General features: G+C 47.5%; 21 protein-coding genes and 1 riboswitch. All 21 genes read left to right on the plus strand.

What is annotated here, in order from left to right; translation table 11 throughout:
* The first annotated feature begins 78 nt into the window (after positions 1-78).
* Entirely contained in the window at positions 79-1,326 is a 1,248-nt protein-coding gene (locus BM358_RS23505) for an L-threonylcarbamoyladenylate synthase (RefSeq protein ID WP_028542182.1), read from the plus strand.
* A 142-nt stretch (positions 1,327-1,468) separates the two neighbouring features.
* Positions 1,469-2,029 carry a manganese efflux pump MntP gene (locus BM358_RS23510; RefSeq protein ID WP_023990719.1) on the plus strand — a complete coding sequence of 187 codons (561 nt, stop codon included), beginning with the start codon at positions 1,469-1,471 and terminating at the stop codon, positions 2,027-2,029.
* A 104-nt stretch (positions 2,030-2,133) separates the two neighbouring features.
* Positions 2,134-2,718 (plus strand): low molecular weight protein arginine phosphatase, encoded by a 585-nt coding sequence (locus tag BM358_RS23515; protein WP_028542181.1) that lies wholly within the window; start codon positions 2,134-2,136, stop codon positions 2,716-2,718.
* Between the two features lie 78 nt (positions 2,719-2,796).
* Positions 2,797-2,878: riboswitch (ZMP/ZTP riboswitch) on the plus strand.
* A gap of 220 nt (positions 2,879-3,098) precedes the next feature.
* Positions 3,099-3,686 (plus strand): TIGR01440 family protein, encoded by a 588-nt coding sequence (locus tag BM358_RS23520; protein ID WP_023990717.1) that lies wholly within the window; start codon positions 3,099-3,101, stop codon positions 3,684-3,686.
* 120 nt (positions 3,687-3,806) lie between these two features.
* Complete coding sequence (gene glyA / locus BM358_RS23525; RefSeq protein WP_013312336.1) at positions 3,807-5,057, plus strand: serine hydroxymethyltransferase; 1,251 nt, start codon at positions 3,807-3,809, stop codon at positions 5,055-5,057.
* 147 nt (positions 5,058-5,204) lie between these two features.
* Positions 5,205-6,113: a carbohydrate ABC transporter permease gene (locus BM358_RS23530; RefSeq protein WP_371263112.1), complete on the plus strand. Its 909-nt coding sequence runs from the start codon at positions 5,205-5,207 to the stop codon at positions 6,111-6,113.
* On the plus strand, positions 6,113-6,949 hold the full coding sequence (locus tag BM358_RS23535; protein WP_028542179.1) for a carbohydrate ABC transporter permease: 837 nt from the start codon (positions 6,113-6,115) through the stop codon (positions 6,947-6,949). The genes BM358_RS23530 and BM358_RS23535 overlap by 1 nt, the downstream gene beginning before the upstream one ends.
* Positions 6,950-6,964: 15 nt before the next feature.
* Positions 6,965-8,230, plus strand: a complete 1,266-nt coding sequence (locus tag BM358_RS23540) for an ABC transporter substrate-binding protein (protein ID WP_023990713.1) — start codon at positions 6,965-6,967, stop codon at positions 8,228-8,230.
* Between the two features lie 356 nt (positions 8,231-8,586).
* Positions 8,587-9,216, plus strand: coding sequence for a uracil phosphoribosyltransferase (gene upp, locus BM358_RS23545; RefSeq protein ID WP_013312332.1), 630 nt, complete (start codon positions 8,587-8,589; stop codon positions 9,214-9,216).
* A gap of 109 nt (positions 9,217-9,325) precedes the next feature.
* A complete protein-coding gene (wecB, locus tag BM358_RS23550) occupies positions 9,326-10,495 on the plus strand; it encodes a non-hydrolyzing UDP-N-acetylglucosamine 2-epimerase (protein WP_023990712.1) in 1,170 nt (389 codons plus the stop codon).
* A 171-nt stretch (positions 10,496-10,666) separates the two neighbouring features.
* Positions 10,667-10,921: an AtpZ/AtpI family protein gene (locus BM358_RS23555; protein ID WP_023990711.1), complete on the plus strand. Its 255-nt coding sequence runs from the start codon at positions 10,667-10,669 to the stop codon at positions 10,919-10,921.
* On the plus strand, positions 10,914-11,294 hold the full coding sequence (locus BM358_RS23560) for an ATP synthase subunit I (protein ID WP_013312329.1): 381 nt from the start codon (positions 10,914-10,916) through the stop codon (positions 11,292-11,294). The genes BM358_RS23555 and BM358_RS23560 overlap by 8 nt, the downstream gene beginning before the upstream one ends.
* Before the next feature lie 29 nt (positions 11,295-11,323).
* Complete coding sequence (atpB, locus tag BM358_RS23565; protein WP_028542178.1) at positions 11,324-12,148, plus strand: F0F1 ATP synthase subunit A; 825 nt, start codon at positions 11,324-11,326, stop codon at positions 12,146-12,148.
* A gap of 104 nt (positions 12,149-12,252) precedes the next feature.
* Positions 12,253-12,477, plus strand: a complete 225-nt coding sequence (gene atpE, locus BM358_RS23570) for a F0F1 ATP synthase subunit C (protein WP_007432750.1) — start codon at positions 12,253-12,255, stop codon at positions 12,475-12,477.
* A gap of 109 nt (positions 12,478-12,586) precedes the next feature.
* Positions 12,587-13,075 (plus strand): F0F1 ATP synthase subunit B, encoded by a 489-nt coding sequence (gene atpF / locus BM358_RS23575; RefSeq protein ID WP_023990709.1) that lies wholly within the window; start codon positions 12,587-12,589, stop codon positions 13,073-13,075.
* Entirely contained in the window at positions 13,072-13,617 is a 546-nt protein-coding gene (locus tag BM358_RS23580; protein WP_028542177.1) for a F0F1 ATP synthase subunit delta, read from the plus strand. The genes atpF and BM358_RS23580 overlap by 4 nt, the downstream gene beginning before the upstream one ends.
* Positions 13,618-13,636: 19 nt before the next feature.
* On the plus strand, positions 13,637-15,151 hold the full coding sequence (gene atpA / locus BM358_RS23585; RefSeq protein ID WP_013312325.1) for a F0F1 ATP synthase subunit alpha: 1,515 nt from the start codon (positions 13,637-13,639) through the stop codon (positions 15,149-15,151).
* A 214-nt stretch (positions 15,152-15,365) separates the two neighbouring features.
* Positions 15,366-16,232, plus strand: a complete 867-nt coding sequence (atpG, locus tag BM358_RS23590; protein ID WP_023990707.1) for an ATP synthase F1 subunit gamma — start codon at positions 15,366-15,368, stop codon at positions 16,230-16,232.
* Positions 16,233-16,353: 121 nt separating this feature from the next.
* A complete protein-coding gene (gene atpD, locus BM358_RS23595; RefSeq protein WP_013312323.1) occupies positions 16,354-17,754 on the plus strand; it encodes a F0F1 ATP synthase subunit beta in 1,401 nt (466 codons plus the stop codon).
* 69 nt (positions 17,755-17,823) lie between these two features.
* The gene (locus BM358_RS23600) at positions 17,824-18,237 is read left to right on the plus strand and encodes a F0F1 ATP synthase subunit epsilon (RefSeq protein ID WP_028542176.1); all 414 of its coding nucleotides are present in this window, start codon (positions 17,824-17,826) and stop codon (positions 18,235-18,237) included.
* A gap of 346 nt (positions 18,238-18,583) precedes the next feature.
* A complete protein-coding gene (locus BM358_RS23610) occupies positions 18,584-18,835 on the plus strand; it encodes a DUF1146 family protein (RefSeq protein WP_013312321.1) in 252 nt (83 codons plus the stop codon).
* Positions 18,836-19,077: the final 242 nt, after the last annotated feature.

Raw genomic sequence — 19,077 nt, forward strand, 5'->3', positions numbered from 1 at the left:
CTGATCTTTCAAAGTAGCTTTATGGGGATCAAACGAAATCACTGGCCTGTATGACAATAAGATATGGGATGATCTGATATGAGCGATAAATCGAATCAAATGCAAGACTTGCGCGGAGAATTTGTGCAAAAGGAAAAACCTGAGCAAAAGCTAGATGAACAGGGAATTCGCGAGCTGAAGCAGGCATTGAAGTCTTCCCATACACAATGGTGGGATGTAAGATGTTTGGTTCCTGTGAGCAACACTGACGGGGATGTTTCTGACGAAATTTGGGATGAACAGACTCGGATCACGGCGGAAAAGGGCATACGCGAGGCCGCCTTACTCCTCCAAGCTGGAGAGACGGTAGCCTTTCCTACGGAGACCGTGTACGGCCTGGGGGCCGATGCGCGTAGTACAAAAGCGGTGGAGGCGGTATTTGCTGCCAAAGGACGCCCTTCCGATAATCCGCTCATTGTACATATTTCTGATGCTGATCAATTAGAGGGTATGGTAGCAGAAATAAACGATACAGCCCGAGCGCTGATAAATATGTTCTGGCCGGGACCGCTGACTCTCGTATTGCCGGTAGTGCCGCAGGCACTGTCATCACGTGTGACAGCCGGGCTGGACACGGTTGGTGTGCGCATGCCGGATCATCCGATAGCGCTTCGGTTGATCGCTGAAGCGGGTTGTCCACTGGCTGCCCCAAGCGCCAACCGGTCGGGAAGACCCAGTCCCACCCTTGCACAGCATGTGCGGGAGGATCTGGAGGGCCGCATCGGCGGCATTTTGGACGGAGGTCCCACGGGGGTGGGACTGGAGTCCACGGTAGTGCAGGCGGGTGACGACGGAACCGTCACCATCCTGCGCCCCGGCGGCGTGACGGCTGAGCAGCTCGCTGCGGTTGCTCGCGCTGTCGTGCTGGACCCGGCGTTGGCCGCTACGCCCGGGGAAGACGCGGACAGCCCGGCGCCGCGCTCGCCAGGCATGAAGTACACGCACTACGCGCCGCGAGGCCGCTTGAGCGTGGTACAAGGCCCGTCGTCCGTTGAGGTGACGGGCTGGATTCGCGCCGCGCTGGCGGAGGCTTCCGCGCGCGGGGAGCGCACGGCAGTGCTCGCGTTCGACGAGCATGCCGCCGGCTACGCCGGAGAGCGCGTCTACACGTTAGGCAAGCTGGACGCGCTCCATGAGGCAGCGCAGCGCCTGTACGGCGTGCTGCGCCGCTGCGACGAGGACGGCGTCACCTACATTTTGTCGGAATCCTGTCCGCCGAAAGGATTGGGAGACGCCGTCATGAACCGCCTGCTTAAAGCGGCAGGTCACCGAATCGTCCGCTTGTAGCTTCTGTCGAATCAGAGCCTCTTATATTAAATTTTCCTCCCTCCTTATCTCGGTATTGGGTACTTTCAGTGTATGCTTGTACTGATTTCCCCCTTGTCCGCATAACGTGTACAAGAACAGACGGATAATGGAGGGATGGAGTATGCTGGCAGCCTCTGCCCATGCCGGGCAGGTTGTAACGATTCTGATCATGGCGGTAGCGCTAGGAATGGATGCGTTATCGCTGGGCGTAGGGATCGGCATGAAGGGGATACGCCTGCGAGACGTGCTGCGCATCAGTACTGTTATTGGCTTTTTTCACATTCTGATGCCATTGCTGGGAATGTTCACAGGCCATTATATGAGTTCTTTATTAGGTCATGTGACGGCCTACTTCGCAGGGGGGTTACTCATCCTTTTGGGCGGGCATATGGTGTATAATTCCTTTAAAGGGGACGGCGTACAGGTGTTGGATCATCGTTCGCCTTTAGGCCTTTTGCTGTTTGCACTTGGGGTGAGCGTTGACTCATTTTCTGTAGGAGTGTCACTGGGTATGTTCCAGAGTGATCTGGTGCTGTCCGTTCTGGCGTTTGGTTTTTGCGGGGGAGCAATGGCGATGTTGGGCCTGTTGCTGGGTCGCAAGGTCAGCCGCAATCTAGGAGATTATGGAGAAGCAGTGGGCGGTGCCATTTTGCTGGCATTCGGCTTTATGTTTATGTTTTGATTTTAGCGTAGACAGTGTAAAATAAATGCAGGATTATAGTAAGGGATTAGAATTATAGTAATCCTCTGTTTATATATTTTTTTAACATACGGGGGGTGAAAACGTTGAAGAATATCTTATTCGTATGCACAGGGAATACCTGTCGCAGTCCAATGGCTGAAGGGATGCTGCGTAAGTTGGCTGCTGAGCATGGGCTAGAACTGGAAGTGCGTTCTGCGGGAGTAGCCGCGATGGAAGGCACGCCGATATCCCGACATGCAGAGGCGGTTCTACGTGATCATGATATATCCGATCAGATCACTTCAACCCCTTTGAGCGACGGGCTTGCCGGGTGGGCGCATCTGATCTTAACCTTGACGCAAGGACATAAACAGCACGTAATTCAGCGCTTTCCCCAAACGGCGGGCAAAGTATTTACGCTTAAGGAATATGTGGAGAACCGGGATGCGGTGTTGAATGATGTACAGGAGTTGGATAGTTTATATGCTTCACAGCAGTTGATGGCTTCACTCGGACAAGAGCTATCGGCGCAGGAGCGTGAACGAATGATTGAATTACACCAACGGATTCCGGGCTTTGATATTTCTGATCCGTTTGGCGGTTCGCGAGAAGATTACGATGTCACAGCTGCGGAAATCCGTACGGCACTACATAAGCTGCTGGACAAGCTAAAGGCATCTTCCGAATAAAATTGGTATTACTCATCTGTTTTGTACGGAATCTGTTGATTTTCGGCGGTTAATCCGTTAAGATAAGGTGGAAAAATGAGAATCCGATGTAACTGGCGACAAAAGTGGGATTAACCACGATGGAGCATCGGATATACGGCCGGTCGCCTGGGCAAAAGAGCAATTCCACATAGGTGTGGACTGCTCTTTTTTTCATATACAAGTTATGCCAGATTTTTAGCTGAGAGTTGATTCCATTAAAGATTCTTCCATTTTTTCTGCTCGAAATCTGAAACATCGGCTATAATATAGTCAGATTGTGATCAGGAGAGAGTGTGTTGAACTTGGGGCATGAGACCGTGCCTAGTCTCTGAGAGGCTGTTCAACCAAAGGAGGTTCCAATGGTGGAACAATTAGATCATGAGATTCCGCTGGAAGCACAGACCACTTCTGTCGTGCGGGAAATCGCAGAAGCAGCCAGTCTCAAGGCTGGTCGCCTGCTGGTTATCGGCGTTAGCACAAGTGAAGTGGCTGGAAGTCGGATTGGTACGGCGGGAGCGCTCGATGTGGCTCAGCAACTGTTGTCTGGAGTAGAGTCTGTTCGCAGGGAGTATGGCTTTGATGTGGCGTTTCAATGCTGTGAGCATTTGAACCGAGCGCTGGTCGTTGAACGGGCTGTGCTGGAGCGATTGGGACTGATGGAGGTTGCAGCTGTTCCTGTTCGTACAGCAGGAGGCTCTATGGCTACCGTCGCCTATCGTTCTATGAGCGACGCGTGTTTGGCGGCGAACGTGCAGGCTCATGCCGGGATAGACATCGGCGAAACGCTGATTGGCATGCATCTGCGACCCATTGCTGTTCCGTTTCGCCCAAGCCTTCGCTGGATTGGCGAAGCACGTGTGACAGCAGCGTTCACCCGTCCTCCACTTATTGGCGGACAACGGGCGGTGTACAGTCTGGAGCAAGAAGTCGGCGGAAACTGCGATTAGCATTTGGCATGGCGGCATGTTTGTACTAATCTTTTTTGCATTGATGATGAGGTACCCAACAGAGGAGCAGGCGTTTGCTTGTATACCCAACAATTGACTATGGAGAGGGAGTAATCAATCATGATGGAACACCTGCGTAAAAGTGACCCGGCAGTGATGGAAGCAATGGGACTTGAACTGAAACGACAACGCCACAATATCGAGCTAATCGCATCCGAGAACATTGTCAGTGAAGCAGTAATGGAAGCCATGGGCTCCGTGCTGACGAATAAATATGCTGAAGGTTATCCGAACAAACGCTACTATGGTGGCTGTGAGCATGTAGATATCGTTGAAGACATCGCACGTGACCGCGCAAAAGAATTGTTCGGCGCCGAGCATGCTAACGTGCAGCCTCACTCTGGAGCACAAGCCAACATGGCGGTGTATTTGGCAGCTCTCAAACCTGGAGATACTGTACTGGGTATGAATCTGGCGCATGGTGGCCACTTAACACACGGAAGTCCGGTTAACGCTTCCGGCTTGTTGTATAACTTTGCTGCTTACGGTGTACGCGAAGACAACTTCCGCATCGACTACGATGAAGTGCGCAAGGCAGCCTTTAAGCATCGTCCTCGTCTGATTGTAGCTGGCGCGAGTGCATATCCGCGTACTATTGATTTTGAAGCTTTTGCTTCCATTGCCAATGATGTAGGTGCTTTGTTCATGGTGGATATGGCACATATCGCAGGTCTTGTGGCAGCGGGAATTCACCCAAGTCCAGTTCCGCATGCCCAATTTGTAACAACAACGACACACAAAACGCTGCGTGGTCCGCGTGGGGGTCTGATTCTGACTCGCAAAGCATGGGCGCAAGCGATTGATAAAGCTATTTTCCCTGGTACTCAAGGGGGGCCACTGATGCATGTGATCGCGTCCAAAGCGGTTGCTTTGGGTGAAGCGCTCCAGCCATCGTTCAAAACCTATGCGCAAAACGTAGTCCGCAACGCACAGGTGCTGGCTGAAACACTGCTGGCTGAGGGGATTAACATTGTATCGGGTGGTACGGATAACCATCTGATGCTGTTGGATACGCGCAATTTGAATATCACAGGTAAAGAAGCGGAGCATGTATTGGATTCCGTGGGCATCACGGTCAATAAAAATGCGATTCCTTTTGACCCGACCAGTCCATTCGTAACAAGCGGAATTCGTATTGGTACACCTGCTGCAACATCTCGTGGTATGGATGAAGAGGCTATGGTCAAAATCGGTAAAATCATTGCTGAAACCCTTAAAAACCCGAAAGATGATACTGTATTGTCCAAAGCAAGCCAAGCGGTTGGCGAGTTGACAGACAAGTTCCCGATCTATCCAGGAACTCAATACTAATTCATCGATATTCATAATCTTTATGTTAAAGGCTGTTTTCCTTCCATAAGCCGGAGGAGAACAGCCTTTTTTTGCTTCCGAACGACTCGAAACATACATTTTTGGGTAATAAGCGATTACAGTAAGGGTTTATGCGCGCTTTCCTTCATGATCTACGACAAAGGAGTGATTGCATTGAGTCAAAGAAAATCCGCGCAATTATTGCAGCAACTCGTATTTGTGGGACCGATGGCGTTGTTTTTCGTCTTGATTATGGTCATTCCGTTCCTGCTGGGGCTGTATTATTCCATGACGAACTGGGATGGAGTATCTGAAAATATCCGATGGCTCGGACTAGGGAATTACGTTCATATTTTTAGGGATGATACAGATTTCCGTAATGCGTTCTGGTTTACGGTCCGGTTTACCGTATGTGGTGTCATTCTGACAAACCTGATTGGCTTTTTCCTAGCCTATGCACTTACCAAACCGCTGCGTACCCGTAATGCACTGCGAACTGTATTTTTTATGCCCAATATGATTGGCGGCTTGCTGCTCGGTTTTATCTGGCAATTTATTTTTGTACGAGGCTTTTCTGCGGTAGGAGAGGCGACAGGGCTTTCCTTTTTTAAACTGCCGTGGCTGGGTGATGGGCCAACTGCTTTTTGGGGGACTGTCATTGTGTTTGTATGGCAATATGCAGGTTATCTCATGGTTATTTACATATCCTCGTTAAATAATGTCCCGCATGCCCTTATTGAATCGGCCCAAATCGACGGTGCAAGCCGAAGACAGATTTTGCGTCATATCGTAGTGCCACTTATTATGCCAGCGGTGACCGTCTGCTTGTTCCTGGCGATATCCTGGTCCTTTAAAGTATTTGAGTTGAATTTGGCTCTCACGAAGGGGGGACCTTTCAAGTCGACAGAGTCTGTAGCGTTGGACATATATAATGAAGCGTTTACAAATAATCGACTTGGATTAGGGACTGCCAAAGCTATGATTTTCTTTGTGGTCGTTGCGATCATTACCAGCATTCAGGTGCGTCTCACGAAGAAAAAGGAGGTCGAAATGTAATGGGAAAAACGTCAAACTATCGTTTGGGCACATGGGCTGCTGAATTATTGCTTATTGTGATCGGGTTAATCTTTCTGGTTCCGTTCTATTTTTTGCTCGTAAACTCCGTTAAATCCTTTGGCGACATTTTGGCCCATTCCGCTTCGTGGCCGACAACCTTCCGTTTTGAAAACTATGCTAACGCCTGGAATGAAATAAACTTTCCCACAGCACTGGGGAATTCACTGATTGTCACGATCGTCAGTAATGCGCTTTTGCTGCTAATCAGCTCAATGGCCGCTTACCAGATGGTTCGGCATGACACTCTTTTTAATCGTTGCCTATTCGGTTTGCTTGTGGCTGCGATGGTAGTCCCTTTTCAATCAATTATGTTGCCGCTTATGGAAGTGTCCAACGTATTGAGCTTGAACAACAGTATACCGGGACTGATCTTATGTTATCTGGGTTTTGGAGCGCCTTTGTCCGTTTTTCTTTTTCATGGCTTTATTAAAACGGTACCTATTGAGATCGAGCAGGCGGCAAGGGTGGACGGTTCATCCCGGTACGGGGTGTTCTTTCGCATTGTTTGTCCACTGCTGCTGCCTATGTTCGTAACCGTACTTATTTTGAACACCTTATGGATCTGGAATGACTATCTGTTGCCTTCACTCATTTTGAATGTTCCAGAGTTGCGCACCATTCCGATTGCAACCTATATGTTGTTTGGTCAGTACACCAAGCAATGGGATTTGGCGCTGCCAGCACTGGTATTGGGGATCGCGCCAGTTGTTGTGTTTTTTCTGGTGATGCAAAAATACATCGTTTCTGGCATTGCAGCCGGTGCGGTCAAAGGCTGATGTGAGGGATAACCGATGAAAAAAACAGCGTTACTTGTCATCTCCTTGATGGTGCTGCTCGCATGTACACTTGCAGGTTGTGGAAATACGAAGGCTCAACAGAGTGAGACGAAAACGATACACATTTATCAATTCAAAGTAGAGATTTCGGAACCGCTAAATAAGCTGAAGGCAGAATATGAAAAAACGCACCCTGGCATCAAGCTGGATATCCAATCTGTCGGTGGTGGTACGGACTATGGTGCTTCGTTGAAGGCTAAATTCGCATCAGGCGATCAGCCGGACATTTTTACAAATGAGGGCTACCAGGACCGCGATACGTGGCTGGAGTACTTGGAGGATTTGTCGGATCAGCCATGGGTGAAGGACCTGGACGATTTTGCTCGTAAGCCGATGACGGTTAACGGTAAGATTTATGGACAGCCTATGAACCTAGAAGGATTTGGTTTTGTTTATAACAAGGATTTGTTCAAAAAAGCGGGCATAACCAAATTGCCTCAGACGATAGATGAACTGGAGGAAGCAGCTAAGCGACTGAAAGCAGCAGGGATTATACCTTTTGCTAACGGGTATGCGGAATGGTGGGTTCTGGGAAACCATTTTATCAATATCCCGTTTGCCAGACAGCCGAACCCGGAAAGTTATGTTGCAGATTTAAACAAAGGGACGGCTCGCATCCCCGGTAACCCCGTGTTCGATCAGTGGGTGAAGTTGCTTGACCTGACTATAAAATATGGGAACCGCAATCCGCTCACGACGGATTACAATACACAAGTGACACTGTTTTCGACAGGTAAGGCTGCTATGATGCACCAGGGGAACTGGACGCAACCGCAAATGGATGGAATTAATCCTAACTTGAATTTGGGTATTCTGCCTGCTCCTATAGACAATGATCCCTCCACAGGAGGTAGACTCGCTGTCGGAGTAGCCTCGAACTGGGTGGTCAACAAAAATTCGCCTGTGAAGCAGGAGGCAAAAGAATTCCTCAATTGGTTGGTCACATCAGAAACAGGCAAGCATTATATCACCAAGGAATTTAAGTTTGTTCCCGCCTTCAAAAGTATCACGTCCAGTGACGAGACGACAGGCGATCTAGGTGCAGAAATATCTCGGCACGTGAGGGAAGGCAAGATATGGAGCTGGAACTTCCAACGCTTCCCGAAGGGGCTGAATCAGGATTTAAGCAGTAGTATGCAAGCCTATATTGCAGGGGTTATCACGAAGGATGAAATGCTTCAGCAATTTCAGGGAGCATGGGACAATTTGAAGTATAGATAAAAGAATAGCGCTGCATGAGGATGCAAAGGGGATAGGTCGGGCAGGAAGCTTAAAGTCCACAGGCTTTGACGGTCAAGTGCCGCCAGGGCCTTTTTGATGTGTTTTTATGTGACGAAAGTCACGCGTGAAGTGGTCTTAATAAGTATTTTACATGTCATATCTTTCCCTTGACAAAAGGTTGCGGTGGCAGGTGTTAAATCAATCAAGGGAATGTTATAATAAACAGGATTTACAGGCACGCATTGCATCTGTGCTTATTTGGTTTGTACAAATAGGTTACATAGATCCTTTCGACTCAGGATAGTTCGATATGCTGGCGCGAAAGAACGTGACGATAATACCGGAGGGAATATATTATGGCGAAACTGGTGGTTTGCGATCACCCTTTGATCCAACACAAACTTACATTTATCCGCGATGTGCGGACAAACACCAAGGATTTCCGCGAGCTGGTGGATGAAGTAGCAACATTGATGGCTTATGAAATTACACGGGATATCCCGCTGGAAAGCATTACGGTGCAGACACCGGTTGCTGAGACAGAAGGTAAAGTGATTTCAGGACGTATGCTGGGTCTTATTCCGATTCTGCGTGCAGGCTTGGGTATGCTGGATGGCGTAGTAAAGCTGCTGCCTGCAGCAAAGGTAGGCCATGTGGGACTGTTCCGCGATCCTGAGACGCTGCAACCCGTAGAATACTATACGAAGCTGCCTACAGATGTAACTGAGCGTGAATTGATCGTGATTGATCCGATGCTTGCAACGGGGGGCTCGGCAATTGCGGCGATTGATGTGTTGAAAAAGAGAGGTTGCACTCAAATTAAAATGATGAATCTGATTGCTGCTCCTGAAGGAGTCAAAGCTGTGCAGGATGCGCATCCTGATGTAGACATCTACGTCGCTGCATTGGACGAGCGTCTGGATGATCATGGATACATCATTCCAGGTCTTGGTGACGCGGGAGACCGCTTGTACGGAACCAAGTAGACTGCCTTTGGCGGTTCGGCAAAATCTATGGACGTTATGACAGGTCGTTTTTCTGAATAAGGAAGATCTGTGAAGCGGACATTTATTATGAAAAGGGGTTCAACAGAAAATGTCCAAAATCAAAGTGATGACAATTTTTGGTGTGCGTCCGGAAGCGATTAAGATGGCTCCTCTTATTTTGGAGCTTCAGCGTCACCCGGAGCATATCGAGTCCGTGGTATGCGTTACGGCTCAACATCGCCAGATGCTTGATCAGGTTCTGGAAGTTTTCAATATTCACCCTGACTATGATCTGGACGTAATGAAGGATCGCCAGACACTTAATGAAATCTCCATGCGGGTACTTCAAGGTCTGGAACCTGTATTGCGTGAGGCCAAGCCCGATATCGTGTTGGTTCACGGCGATACGCTGACCACTTTCCTCGCCAGCTATGCAGCCTTTATGCAGCAGATTGAAGTAGGGCATGTGGAAGCAGGCTTGCGGACGTGGAACAAGCTTTCTCCATATCCTGAAGAAATGAACCGTCAGCTCACAGGCGTGCTGTCTGATCTGCATTTCTCGCCTACTTCTTTATCGGCTGGAAATTTGCGGAAGGAAAATAAGCCTGAATCGCGAATATATGTTACAGGCAATACAGTAACTGACGTATTTCAGTATACGGTTCGCCAGGATTACGAGCACCCCGTACTGGACTGGGCTCAGGGCAAACGCCTGATTCTTATGACAGCACATCGCCGGGAATCCCAAGGGGAACCGCATCGTCAGATTTTTAATGCGGTTAAGCGAATTGCGGATGAGTTTGAGGATATCGCTATTGTTTACCCGGTTCATCCGAGCCCGGCTGTGAAGGAACCTGCATTTGAGATTTTAGGCAACCATCCGCGTATTAAGCTGATTGATCCGCTGGATGTTGTGGATCTGCACAATTTTTACCCACATACACATCTGATCCTTACGGATTCCGGTGGGCTTCAGGAAGAAGCGCCTTCGTTCGGAGTACCTGTTCTGGTGCTGCGTGATACGACTGAAAGACCGGAAGGAATTGAAGCGGGCACCTTGGAACTGGTGGGTACGAGTGAAGAGAACGTGTACAATCGGACCAAGGCACTTTTGACAGATTCCGCGTTGTACGAATCTATGAGCCAAGCAGCGAATCCTTACGGCGATGGCCAAGCATCAGTAAGAATTGTCAATGCGATTTTGCACCATTATGGTGTTCAATCCGAACGTCCTGAAGAATTTCACACAATGTTCACAAAAGGTGTTCGTCCGATATAATTATTCTTTACAAGGCAAGCATACAGTTAAACTGTACGGTTACCAAGGGATACAGCAATTTAAGATGCTTTGTCGTTTGATTTTATACTTTAGGGCACTAAAATATCTCAATTGACAAAGTATCTTATATTTAAGTAAAATGGACTGGAATTGCAGGGGTGACATGGAAAAGTGGTCAAACCTTCCAAGCAAAACAACAACCGAAATAACACCGGAAATGCCTTTAAGGCTATAGGACTGGTGAGCGCGATCGGCATTGATTTGGCGATATGCACACTGGGTGGTTTCTATGCAGGAAAATGGCTTGATGCCAAACTTGGTGGCTCCGGAATTTGGATTGGCGTAAGCGTTCTCGCAGGCTTGGTTGTAGGCGCATTAAGTATTGCCCTTGTGATCGGAAAGGTACTGAGGGATAACCATGAATGAGATGACCCGTATGCAAAAAATGTTATGGATCGTAGCGCTTGGTATTATGGCTCTGTGTTTCCTGGTCTCCGCCTTCATGCCCCAACATCGTGACATTGCTCACGGAATCATTCTGGGAACGGGAGTAAGCTGTCTAAATGTGCTGTATATGGCCTACAAAATTCGACAGGTTGCGAGTGCGGCCGCCGGTGAAAGAAAGAAGAGAGTGTTTGGTATTGGCTTTGGCGTTCGATTAGGGACCTCAATTTTGGCAGTGGTGCTGGCGATAGAATTTCCGGCCTATTTCCATGAGATCGCTGTAATGGCAAGCCTGGTGACTGGGCAATTTCTTCTGTTAATTATAGGCATCATATTCGCGCTTCAGGAAAAATGATGGCTCAACTGAGAAAGGGGTGAGAAAACATGTTGCATGAATCACCGATTATCCAATTGGGCGGGTTTAACATTGACTTGTCCGTCATTATTATGCTTATTGTGACTTGTGCGATTGTATTTGGACTGGCATTTGCTGCAACGCGCAATTTGTCTGTGGACAATCCAAGCAAGTTGCAAAATTTTATGGAATGGGTCGTAGAATTCGTTCAAGGACTGATTACCAGCACGATGGATTTGAAAAAAGGGAAGCCATTCCTCTCCTTGGGGATGACGCTGATCATGTTCATTTTCGTGGGGAATATGCTGGGCTTACCGTTCGGGATTGTGACCGAATTCGATAATGCGCAAAGTGCCCAAGTATTTGGACATGAAATCATTCCAGTCAAAGAAGCATTAGAACAAGCACAGGCGTCTCACCCAGGCGAAGCTGCCCATGTAGGCATCAGCTGGTGGAAATCACCTACTGCAGATGCAGGGGTATCCATTGGACTCGCTTTAATGATCTTTGTCCTGGTTCATTTCCTGGGAATCTTCCGCAATACCAAAGCTTACTTCAAGCATTACGTTCAGCCATTTCCATTCTTTTTGCCAATTAACTTGATTGAGCAGTTCTCAAAACTATTGACACATGGTATGCGTCTATTCGGTAATATTTTTGCCGGCGAAGTTTTGATCAGTGTTCTGCTGAAATTGACAGCACTTGGTGTAGGAGGCTGGATTGCTTCCGTATTGGGACTCGTTGTTTGGCAAGGATTTAGTATCTTTGTCGGCAGTATTCAAGCGTTCGTCTTCACGATTCTGACGTTTGTATACATTTCGCAGTCCATTGACACGCATGAAGAAGAGCATTAGACAAGCTCGTTTTCCGGTTTTTAGTTAAGTTCAGGAGTACGCTTCGCTCTTAACTGCAAATACATGTACAATATAAATACACATCACTAAGGAGGATTTTTAAAATGGGAGTTTGGGCATATATCGCAGCTGCAATCGCAGTAGGTTTGGGCGCTTTGGGCGCAGGTATTGGTAACGGTCTGATCGTAAGTAAAACAGTTGAAGGTATCGCTCGTCAGCCTGAAGCAAAAGCAACGTTGCAAACGGTAATGTTTATCGGTGTAGGTCTGGTCGAAGCCCTGCCAATCATCGGGGTCGTTCTGGCATTCATTTTCTACGCAGGTGCTTAATTGAATGGAAGCAAGGTTTGGCGGGGAAGGCACAGCCATCCGCGCCTTCTTTGTTCGTTTGAACATGAAAGATCCAGAACCGACGTTCACCGGAAAGGAGTGACTTCAATTGAGTTTAAATTGGACAAGTATCGTTTTCACAATCATTGCATTTTTGATCTTGTACTGGTTACTGACGCGTTATGCATTCGGCCCTCTCTTTTCCGTTATGGAGAAGCGGCGTCAGCTTGTATTACAGCAAATGAATGAAGCGGCACAGACGCGTGAACAGGCTGCTGCTTATGTTGAGGAGCAAAAGCAGGCTCTCCAGCAGGCACGTAAGGAAGCGTACGACATTATCGAGCAGTCAAAACAAACAGGTAACAAACAAGCGGAGCAAATTATTGTTCAGGCTAAAGACGAAGCTGTCCGCCTGAAAGACGAAGCTGTTCGTGAAATCACAAGCGAGCGTAATAAGGCGGTTGCCGAACTGCGCAGCGAAGTGGGTAAAGCTTCGGTACAAATTGCTTCCAAACTGATTCAAAAGGAAATCAAGGAAGACCAAGTCCAGGGAGAGCTTGTCGACCAATACCTTAAAGAGGTAGGAGGCAAAGCATGAGCCGGGATACGGTAGTAGCCAAACGGTATGCGAAAGCTTTGTTTGAAGTGGCAGAGCAGGAACAGACCATTATGGAAACCGAGCAGGAGCTACGTGCTTTTGTAGAGGCTGTATCGGGGGATGCTGAAATCCGTAAATTCATTAATTCTCCTAACATTACGGAAGCGGTCAAGCTTCAAGTTCTGGCTAACAGTTTTGAAGGCAAGCTTTCTGCCTCGCTAATTAACACGATCAAGCTGTTGATTCAGCGTAGTAGAGCAGATTTGTTCGAATCTCTCCTTGCCGGATACCTCGATATTCAGGAATACAAGCTGGGAATTGCTCATGCAAAGGTGTATTCGACTTATGCTTTAAGTGATCAGGAAAAAACAGCGGTAGCCGAGGAATTCGGAACCCGTGAACATAAAACAATCCGTGTGGAAAATATAGTGGACCCGAGTCTACTGGGCGGATTGAAAGTGGTTATCGGCGATACACTGTACGACGGCAGTCTGGCCGGCAAGCTGGATCGTCTCGAGAAATCCTTTAACAGACGAGTATAGAAGATAGGGGTGAACACACTTGAGTATCAAACCTGAGGAAATCAGTTCATTGATTAAAAGTCAGATTGAACAATATAAAAATGATATCGAGGTCGTTGAAGTCGGCACTGTTGTTGAAGTCGGCGACGGTATTGCCCGCGTCTACGGACTGGAAAAAGTTATGGCCGGTGAATTGGTTGAATTCGACACTGGCGTATTGGGCTTGGCGCTCAACGTGGAAGAAAGCAATGTCGGTGTTGTTATTTTGGGTCAATTCTCCGACATTCGTGAAGGCGGTCAAGTAAAACGTACAGGTCAAATCATGCAGGTCCCTGTAGGGGAAGCATTGATCGGACGTGTAGTTAACCCACTGGGACAACCAGTAGACGGTAAAGGACCGATTGCTACAACAGAATTCCGTCCGGTTGAAAGTCAGGCTCCAGGCGTTATGGCCCGTAAATCGGTACATGAGCCTATGCAGACGGGGATTAAAGCTATTGATGCGATGGTTCCGATTGGTCGTGGTCAACGTGAGTTGATCATCGGTGACCGTCAAACAGGTAAAACTTCTATCGCAATTGATGCAATTTTGAACCAAAAAGGTAACGGCATGAAATGTATTTATGTCGCTATTGGTCAAAAACAATCCACGGTAGCTCAAGTTGTTGAAACATTGCGTCGTCACGGTGCGCTGGAATACACGATTGTCGTTACGGCATCTGCTTCCGAACCATCACCATTGCTGTACATTGCTCCTTACTCTGGCTGCGCCATGGGTGAGTATTTCATGTACAAAGGCGAGCATGTCCTTGTAGTTTATGATGACTTGACTAAACAAGCATCAGCTTACCGGGAACTGTCCCTGTTGCTGCGTCGTCCACCGGGTCGTGAAGCATATCCGGGTGACGTTTTCTATCTTCACTCTCGCTTGCTGGAACGTGCAGCGAAGCTAAATGATGAGTTGGGCGGCGGATCACTTACCGCATTGCCGTTCATCGAGACACAGGCTTCCGACGTTTCTGCATATATTCCAACCAACGTTATTTCCATCACGGATGGACAGATCTTCTTGGAAGCTGACTTGTTCTATGCAGGGCAACGTCCGGCGATCAACGTAGGTATTTCTGTATCTCGTGTAGGTGGTTCAGCTCAGATTAAAGCGATGAAAAAGGTAGCAGGTTCCCTGCGTCTGGATCTTGCTCAATATCGTGAGCTTCAAGCGTTCTCCCAATTCGGGTCCGACTTGGATAAATCCACAAAAGCCCGTCTGGATCGCGGCGCACGCATGATGGAAATTTTGAAACAAGGTGTTAACCAACCGCTTGCTGTAGAGCAACAAGTAGTGAGCTTGTATACTGCTGTAAAAGGCTTCCTTGATGATATACCTGTAGCGGATGTAAAACGTTTTGAAAAAGACTTCCTGTCTTTCATGGTGTCTGACCATCAAGACGTGCTTCAATCTATCCGCGACACGAAAGACCTGGTTGCTGATAACGAAGCGGCTTTGAAGGCGGCTATCGAGAAATTCAAAAAATCATTCGCCACGTCGGTTTAATACATTGGAATTTGCCTGTTTATGATGAAAGATGTACTAAGGAAGCGTGCCCTCCGGGTTTTGGCTTCCTTGGCATGTTTTACCCTCAATAACAGGCCCTTTAACATATGTCCGGCTGGATTTGAATCTTACGAAGTGCTTGGACTTGGCCCAAGCTAAGGGATTGCTTACGAAGTTAGCTTTGGCTTTGCTGGAGCTTAAAGGTGGTGAAATCATGGCAAAAGGTATGCGCGAGATTAAACGTCAGATTAAAAGTGTGCAGAGTACGAAGCAGATCACGAAAGCGATGGAAATGGTCGCTGCATCCAAGCTGAGAAAAGCTCAGGAGAAAGCGGAGTCGGCTCGTCCTTACTCGGAAAAGCTTAAGGAAGTTGTGAGTAGTATTGCTTCTGGAGCGAATAACATCAAGCATCCAATGCTGGAAACGCGTCCGGTTAAAAAGACTGCTTATCTCATCATTACATCTGATCGTGGTCTGGCTGGTGGTTATAACGCCAATATTTTACGACAGGTTACGCAGACGATTTCTGAACGTCACCGTTCACAGGATGAATTTGTGATTTTCATCATTGGACGAAAAGGACGGGATTATTTCAGACGTCGTGAATTTCCTATCGCTGAATCGGTAACAGATCTGTCGGATACACCTGCTTTTGCAGATATCAAAACAATTGCAAGCAAGGCTGTACAAGGATTTGAACTTAAAGAATTTGATGAGCTTTATCTATGCTATAACCGCTTTGTCAACGCATTGACTCAAATTCCAACAGTTGACCGTCTGTTACCAATGGCAACACCGGATTCAGCTACAGCTTCATCCTCAATTAACTATGAGTATGAGCCTTCACCAGAAGGAGTGCTGGAAGTATTGCTGCCGCGTTACGCGGAAACGCTCATTTACGGCGCTTTGCTGGATGGTAAAGCTAGTGAACTGGGAGCGAAGATGACGGCGATGGGATCTGCTACGAAGAATGCTTCCAAGTTAATTGGTGAGCTTTCCTTGACCTATAACCGTGCTCGTCAAGCGGCTATTACCCAGGAAATTACGGAAATCGTTGCAGGGGCAAGCGCTCAGTCTTAATCAGGCTTGTTGCGACTGTTTTATAGCAGGGTCTACACTATTATGATAAATTGCGGGCGCAAAACAAATCAGAGTGGTTCGGATTTGCGGCTGTGCAAGCTTGTAGGAGGGAAACCAAAAGATGAACAAAGGACGCGTAGTGAGCATCATGGGTCCGGTTGTCGACGTTGAGTTCGAACGTGGACAACTTCCGGAAATCCTGAATGCCATTCATATTGGGACTGTGCTGGAGAGCGGAGTCAAAATTGATCTGACGCTCGAAGCTTCAAAACATCTAGGTGACAACCGTGTGCGTTGTATTGCCATGTCTTCCACAGATGGTTTGGTTCGTGGGGCTGAAGCCATAGATCTGGGAGCACCTATTTCAGTACCTGTCGGCGAAGCTACTCTTGGACGCGTATTTAACGTGCTTGGAACGCCAATTGATAATGGTGCTGATATGAGTGAAACGGCTAGAAATCCGATTCACCGTCAAGCTCCTTCTTTCGATGAGCTGACAACTCAAGCAGAGATGCTCGAAACCGGTATTAAAGTTATCGACTTGCTGGCTCCTTATGCTAAGGGTGGTAAAGTCGGATTGTTTGGTGGTGCTGGTGTAGGTAAAACCGTAACCATTCAAGAATTGATTAACAATATCGCTCAGGAGCATGGTGGTATTTCTGTATTTGCGGGTGTAGGTGAACGCACACGTGAAGGAAATGACTTGTACCATGAAATGAGAGATTCCGGCGTTATCAACAAAACAGCGATGGTGTTCGGACAAATGAACGAGCCTCCGGGTGCACGTTTGCGTGTAGCTCTCACAGGTCTGACGATGGCGGAATACTTCCGTGACCAAGAAGGCCGTGACGTGTTGCTCTTTATTGATAACATTTTCCGCTTTACTCAAGCAGGTTCTGAGGTTTCGGCCCTGTTGGGACGTATGCCTTCAGCAGTAGGTTACCAGCCTACGCTGGCTACTGAGATGGGTCAATTGCAAGAACGGATTACTTCTACTAAAAAAGGTTCTGTTACTTCCATTCAGGCGATCTATGTGCCTGCGGATGACTACACTGACCCGGCTCCTGCTACAACGTTTGCCCATTTGGATGCTACAACGAATCTGGAACGTAAAATTTCCGAAATGGGTATTTACCCGGCGGTTGATCCACTCGCATCAAGCTCCCGTATTTTGGCTCCAGACGTTGTGGGTGAAGAGCATTACAATGTAGCACAAGGGGTAAAACAAATTTTGGCCCGCTACAATGAGCTTCAGGATATCATTGCCATCCTGGGTATGGACGAGCTGAGTGAAGAAGATAAAATGTTGGTGGCACGTGCACGTAAAATCCAGCGTTTCCTTTCTCAACCTTTCCACGTTGCCGAAGCATTTAACGGCTTCCCAGGTAAATATGTGCCGGTTAAAGAAACTGTACGAAGCTTCAAAGAAATTTTGGAAGGCAAGTATGACCATCTTCCAGAAGCGGCTTTCCTTTTTGTAGGAGCCATCGAAGAAGCAGTTGAAAAAGCTAAAACGTTGTAAACAACAGGCAAAGAATAGCCGAGCCTTACGAAGTGAGCTGTCTGCGGACAGCTTCCAGGAGGGATTCAAGTGAGCACGTATTTACTAGAGATTGTGACGCCGGAGCGCCTGGTTTATACAGAACAGGTAAACAGCATCAGTGTTCGCGGCTCGGAAGGCGATCTTGGGATTTTACCTGGACACCTTCCCTTGGTCACTCCCTTGAAGATTGCACCGATACGCATTAAAATCGGTGGTCAAACCGAAGTGATCGCGGTCAATGGGGGCTTTCTTGAAGTCCGCAAGGATAAAGTGGTCATTTTGGCTGAGAGTGCGGAACGTTCCGAAGAAATTGATGTGGAGCGTGCCCGTGCGGCAAGGGAGCGGGCAGAACTGCGGCTCCAGAGCAAGCAGGAACAGATAGATCATCATCGGGCGGAAGTAGCTCTGCAACGGGCGCTTAACCGTTTAGATGCTACAAGCATCAGAACCAATAAGAATTAATATTGGATTTTAAGTGGAATTTTAAAAGGGTTCGGCATAGTATACGGATGGAACGACAAGGAGACCACTTCATAATTTCTGCCAAAGAATGTCCGGTAGAAGGTGAGGGAGAACCTTGCTTCCTTCGATCACTGTGATCGGGCCCTTTTTTAGCTGTTATTACCAAATATACAGTCCTATTTCTTGCCCGGCTGCTAGGTATTTAGTACCTTTTAAATTCACGAAACAGAAGTGATTAATCACATTTTGTCGAAATAAATGTCCTGAAAACAGAAATAGCACTGGCATATTAGGCGTTCGCCGAGTATTATAAAGAAGTCTGTGACGCAGATGGGAGGAATTATGGTTGAACGGGAAACAGCAATTGGCTGAACAGCTAAGTCAATCGGCGAGTATGACCGCGCTGATCTCCATGATCGTGTCGCTCATCTGTATAGCGTTAGCTTGGTGGGCTTTACAGAGTTTTAAGCTGGATTTGTTAATCCGGCAACCCAAAGGACCGCAAGGCAGATTGCTACACTTGTTTCTTGCTATAATTTTGGGACAGTTGGTTTCTGGGTTCCTGTTGAGCTACATTTCTTGGAGTCAGATGCTCTAGAATTTGTTTTAACATGAAGTGGGCGGGTTATATGACCTTATGACTGTGTCTCTGCGGGAATTGTCGAATAACATCGCGTCATATTGTTAACAATGGTAAACAAAAGAACCATACATGTATAGCTGGCTGAATCAGTTAGAGTACAATGGTCGTCAAGTACAAAAAACGCTTGTATACTTGTTTTAATCAGTGGTATGATGGCAGTTAGGGTATTAGTAAAATCTTGTTTTTTTATGTAATGA

Source organism: Paenibacillus sp. cl130 (assembly GCF_900116035.1).
Lineage (GTDB): Bacteria > Bacillota > Bacilli > Paenibacillales > Paenibacillaceae > Paenibacillus > Paenibacillus polymyxa_B.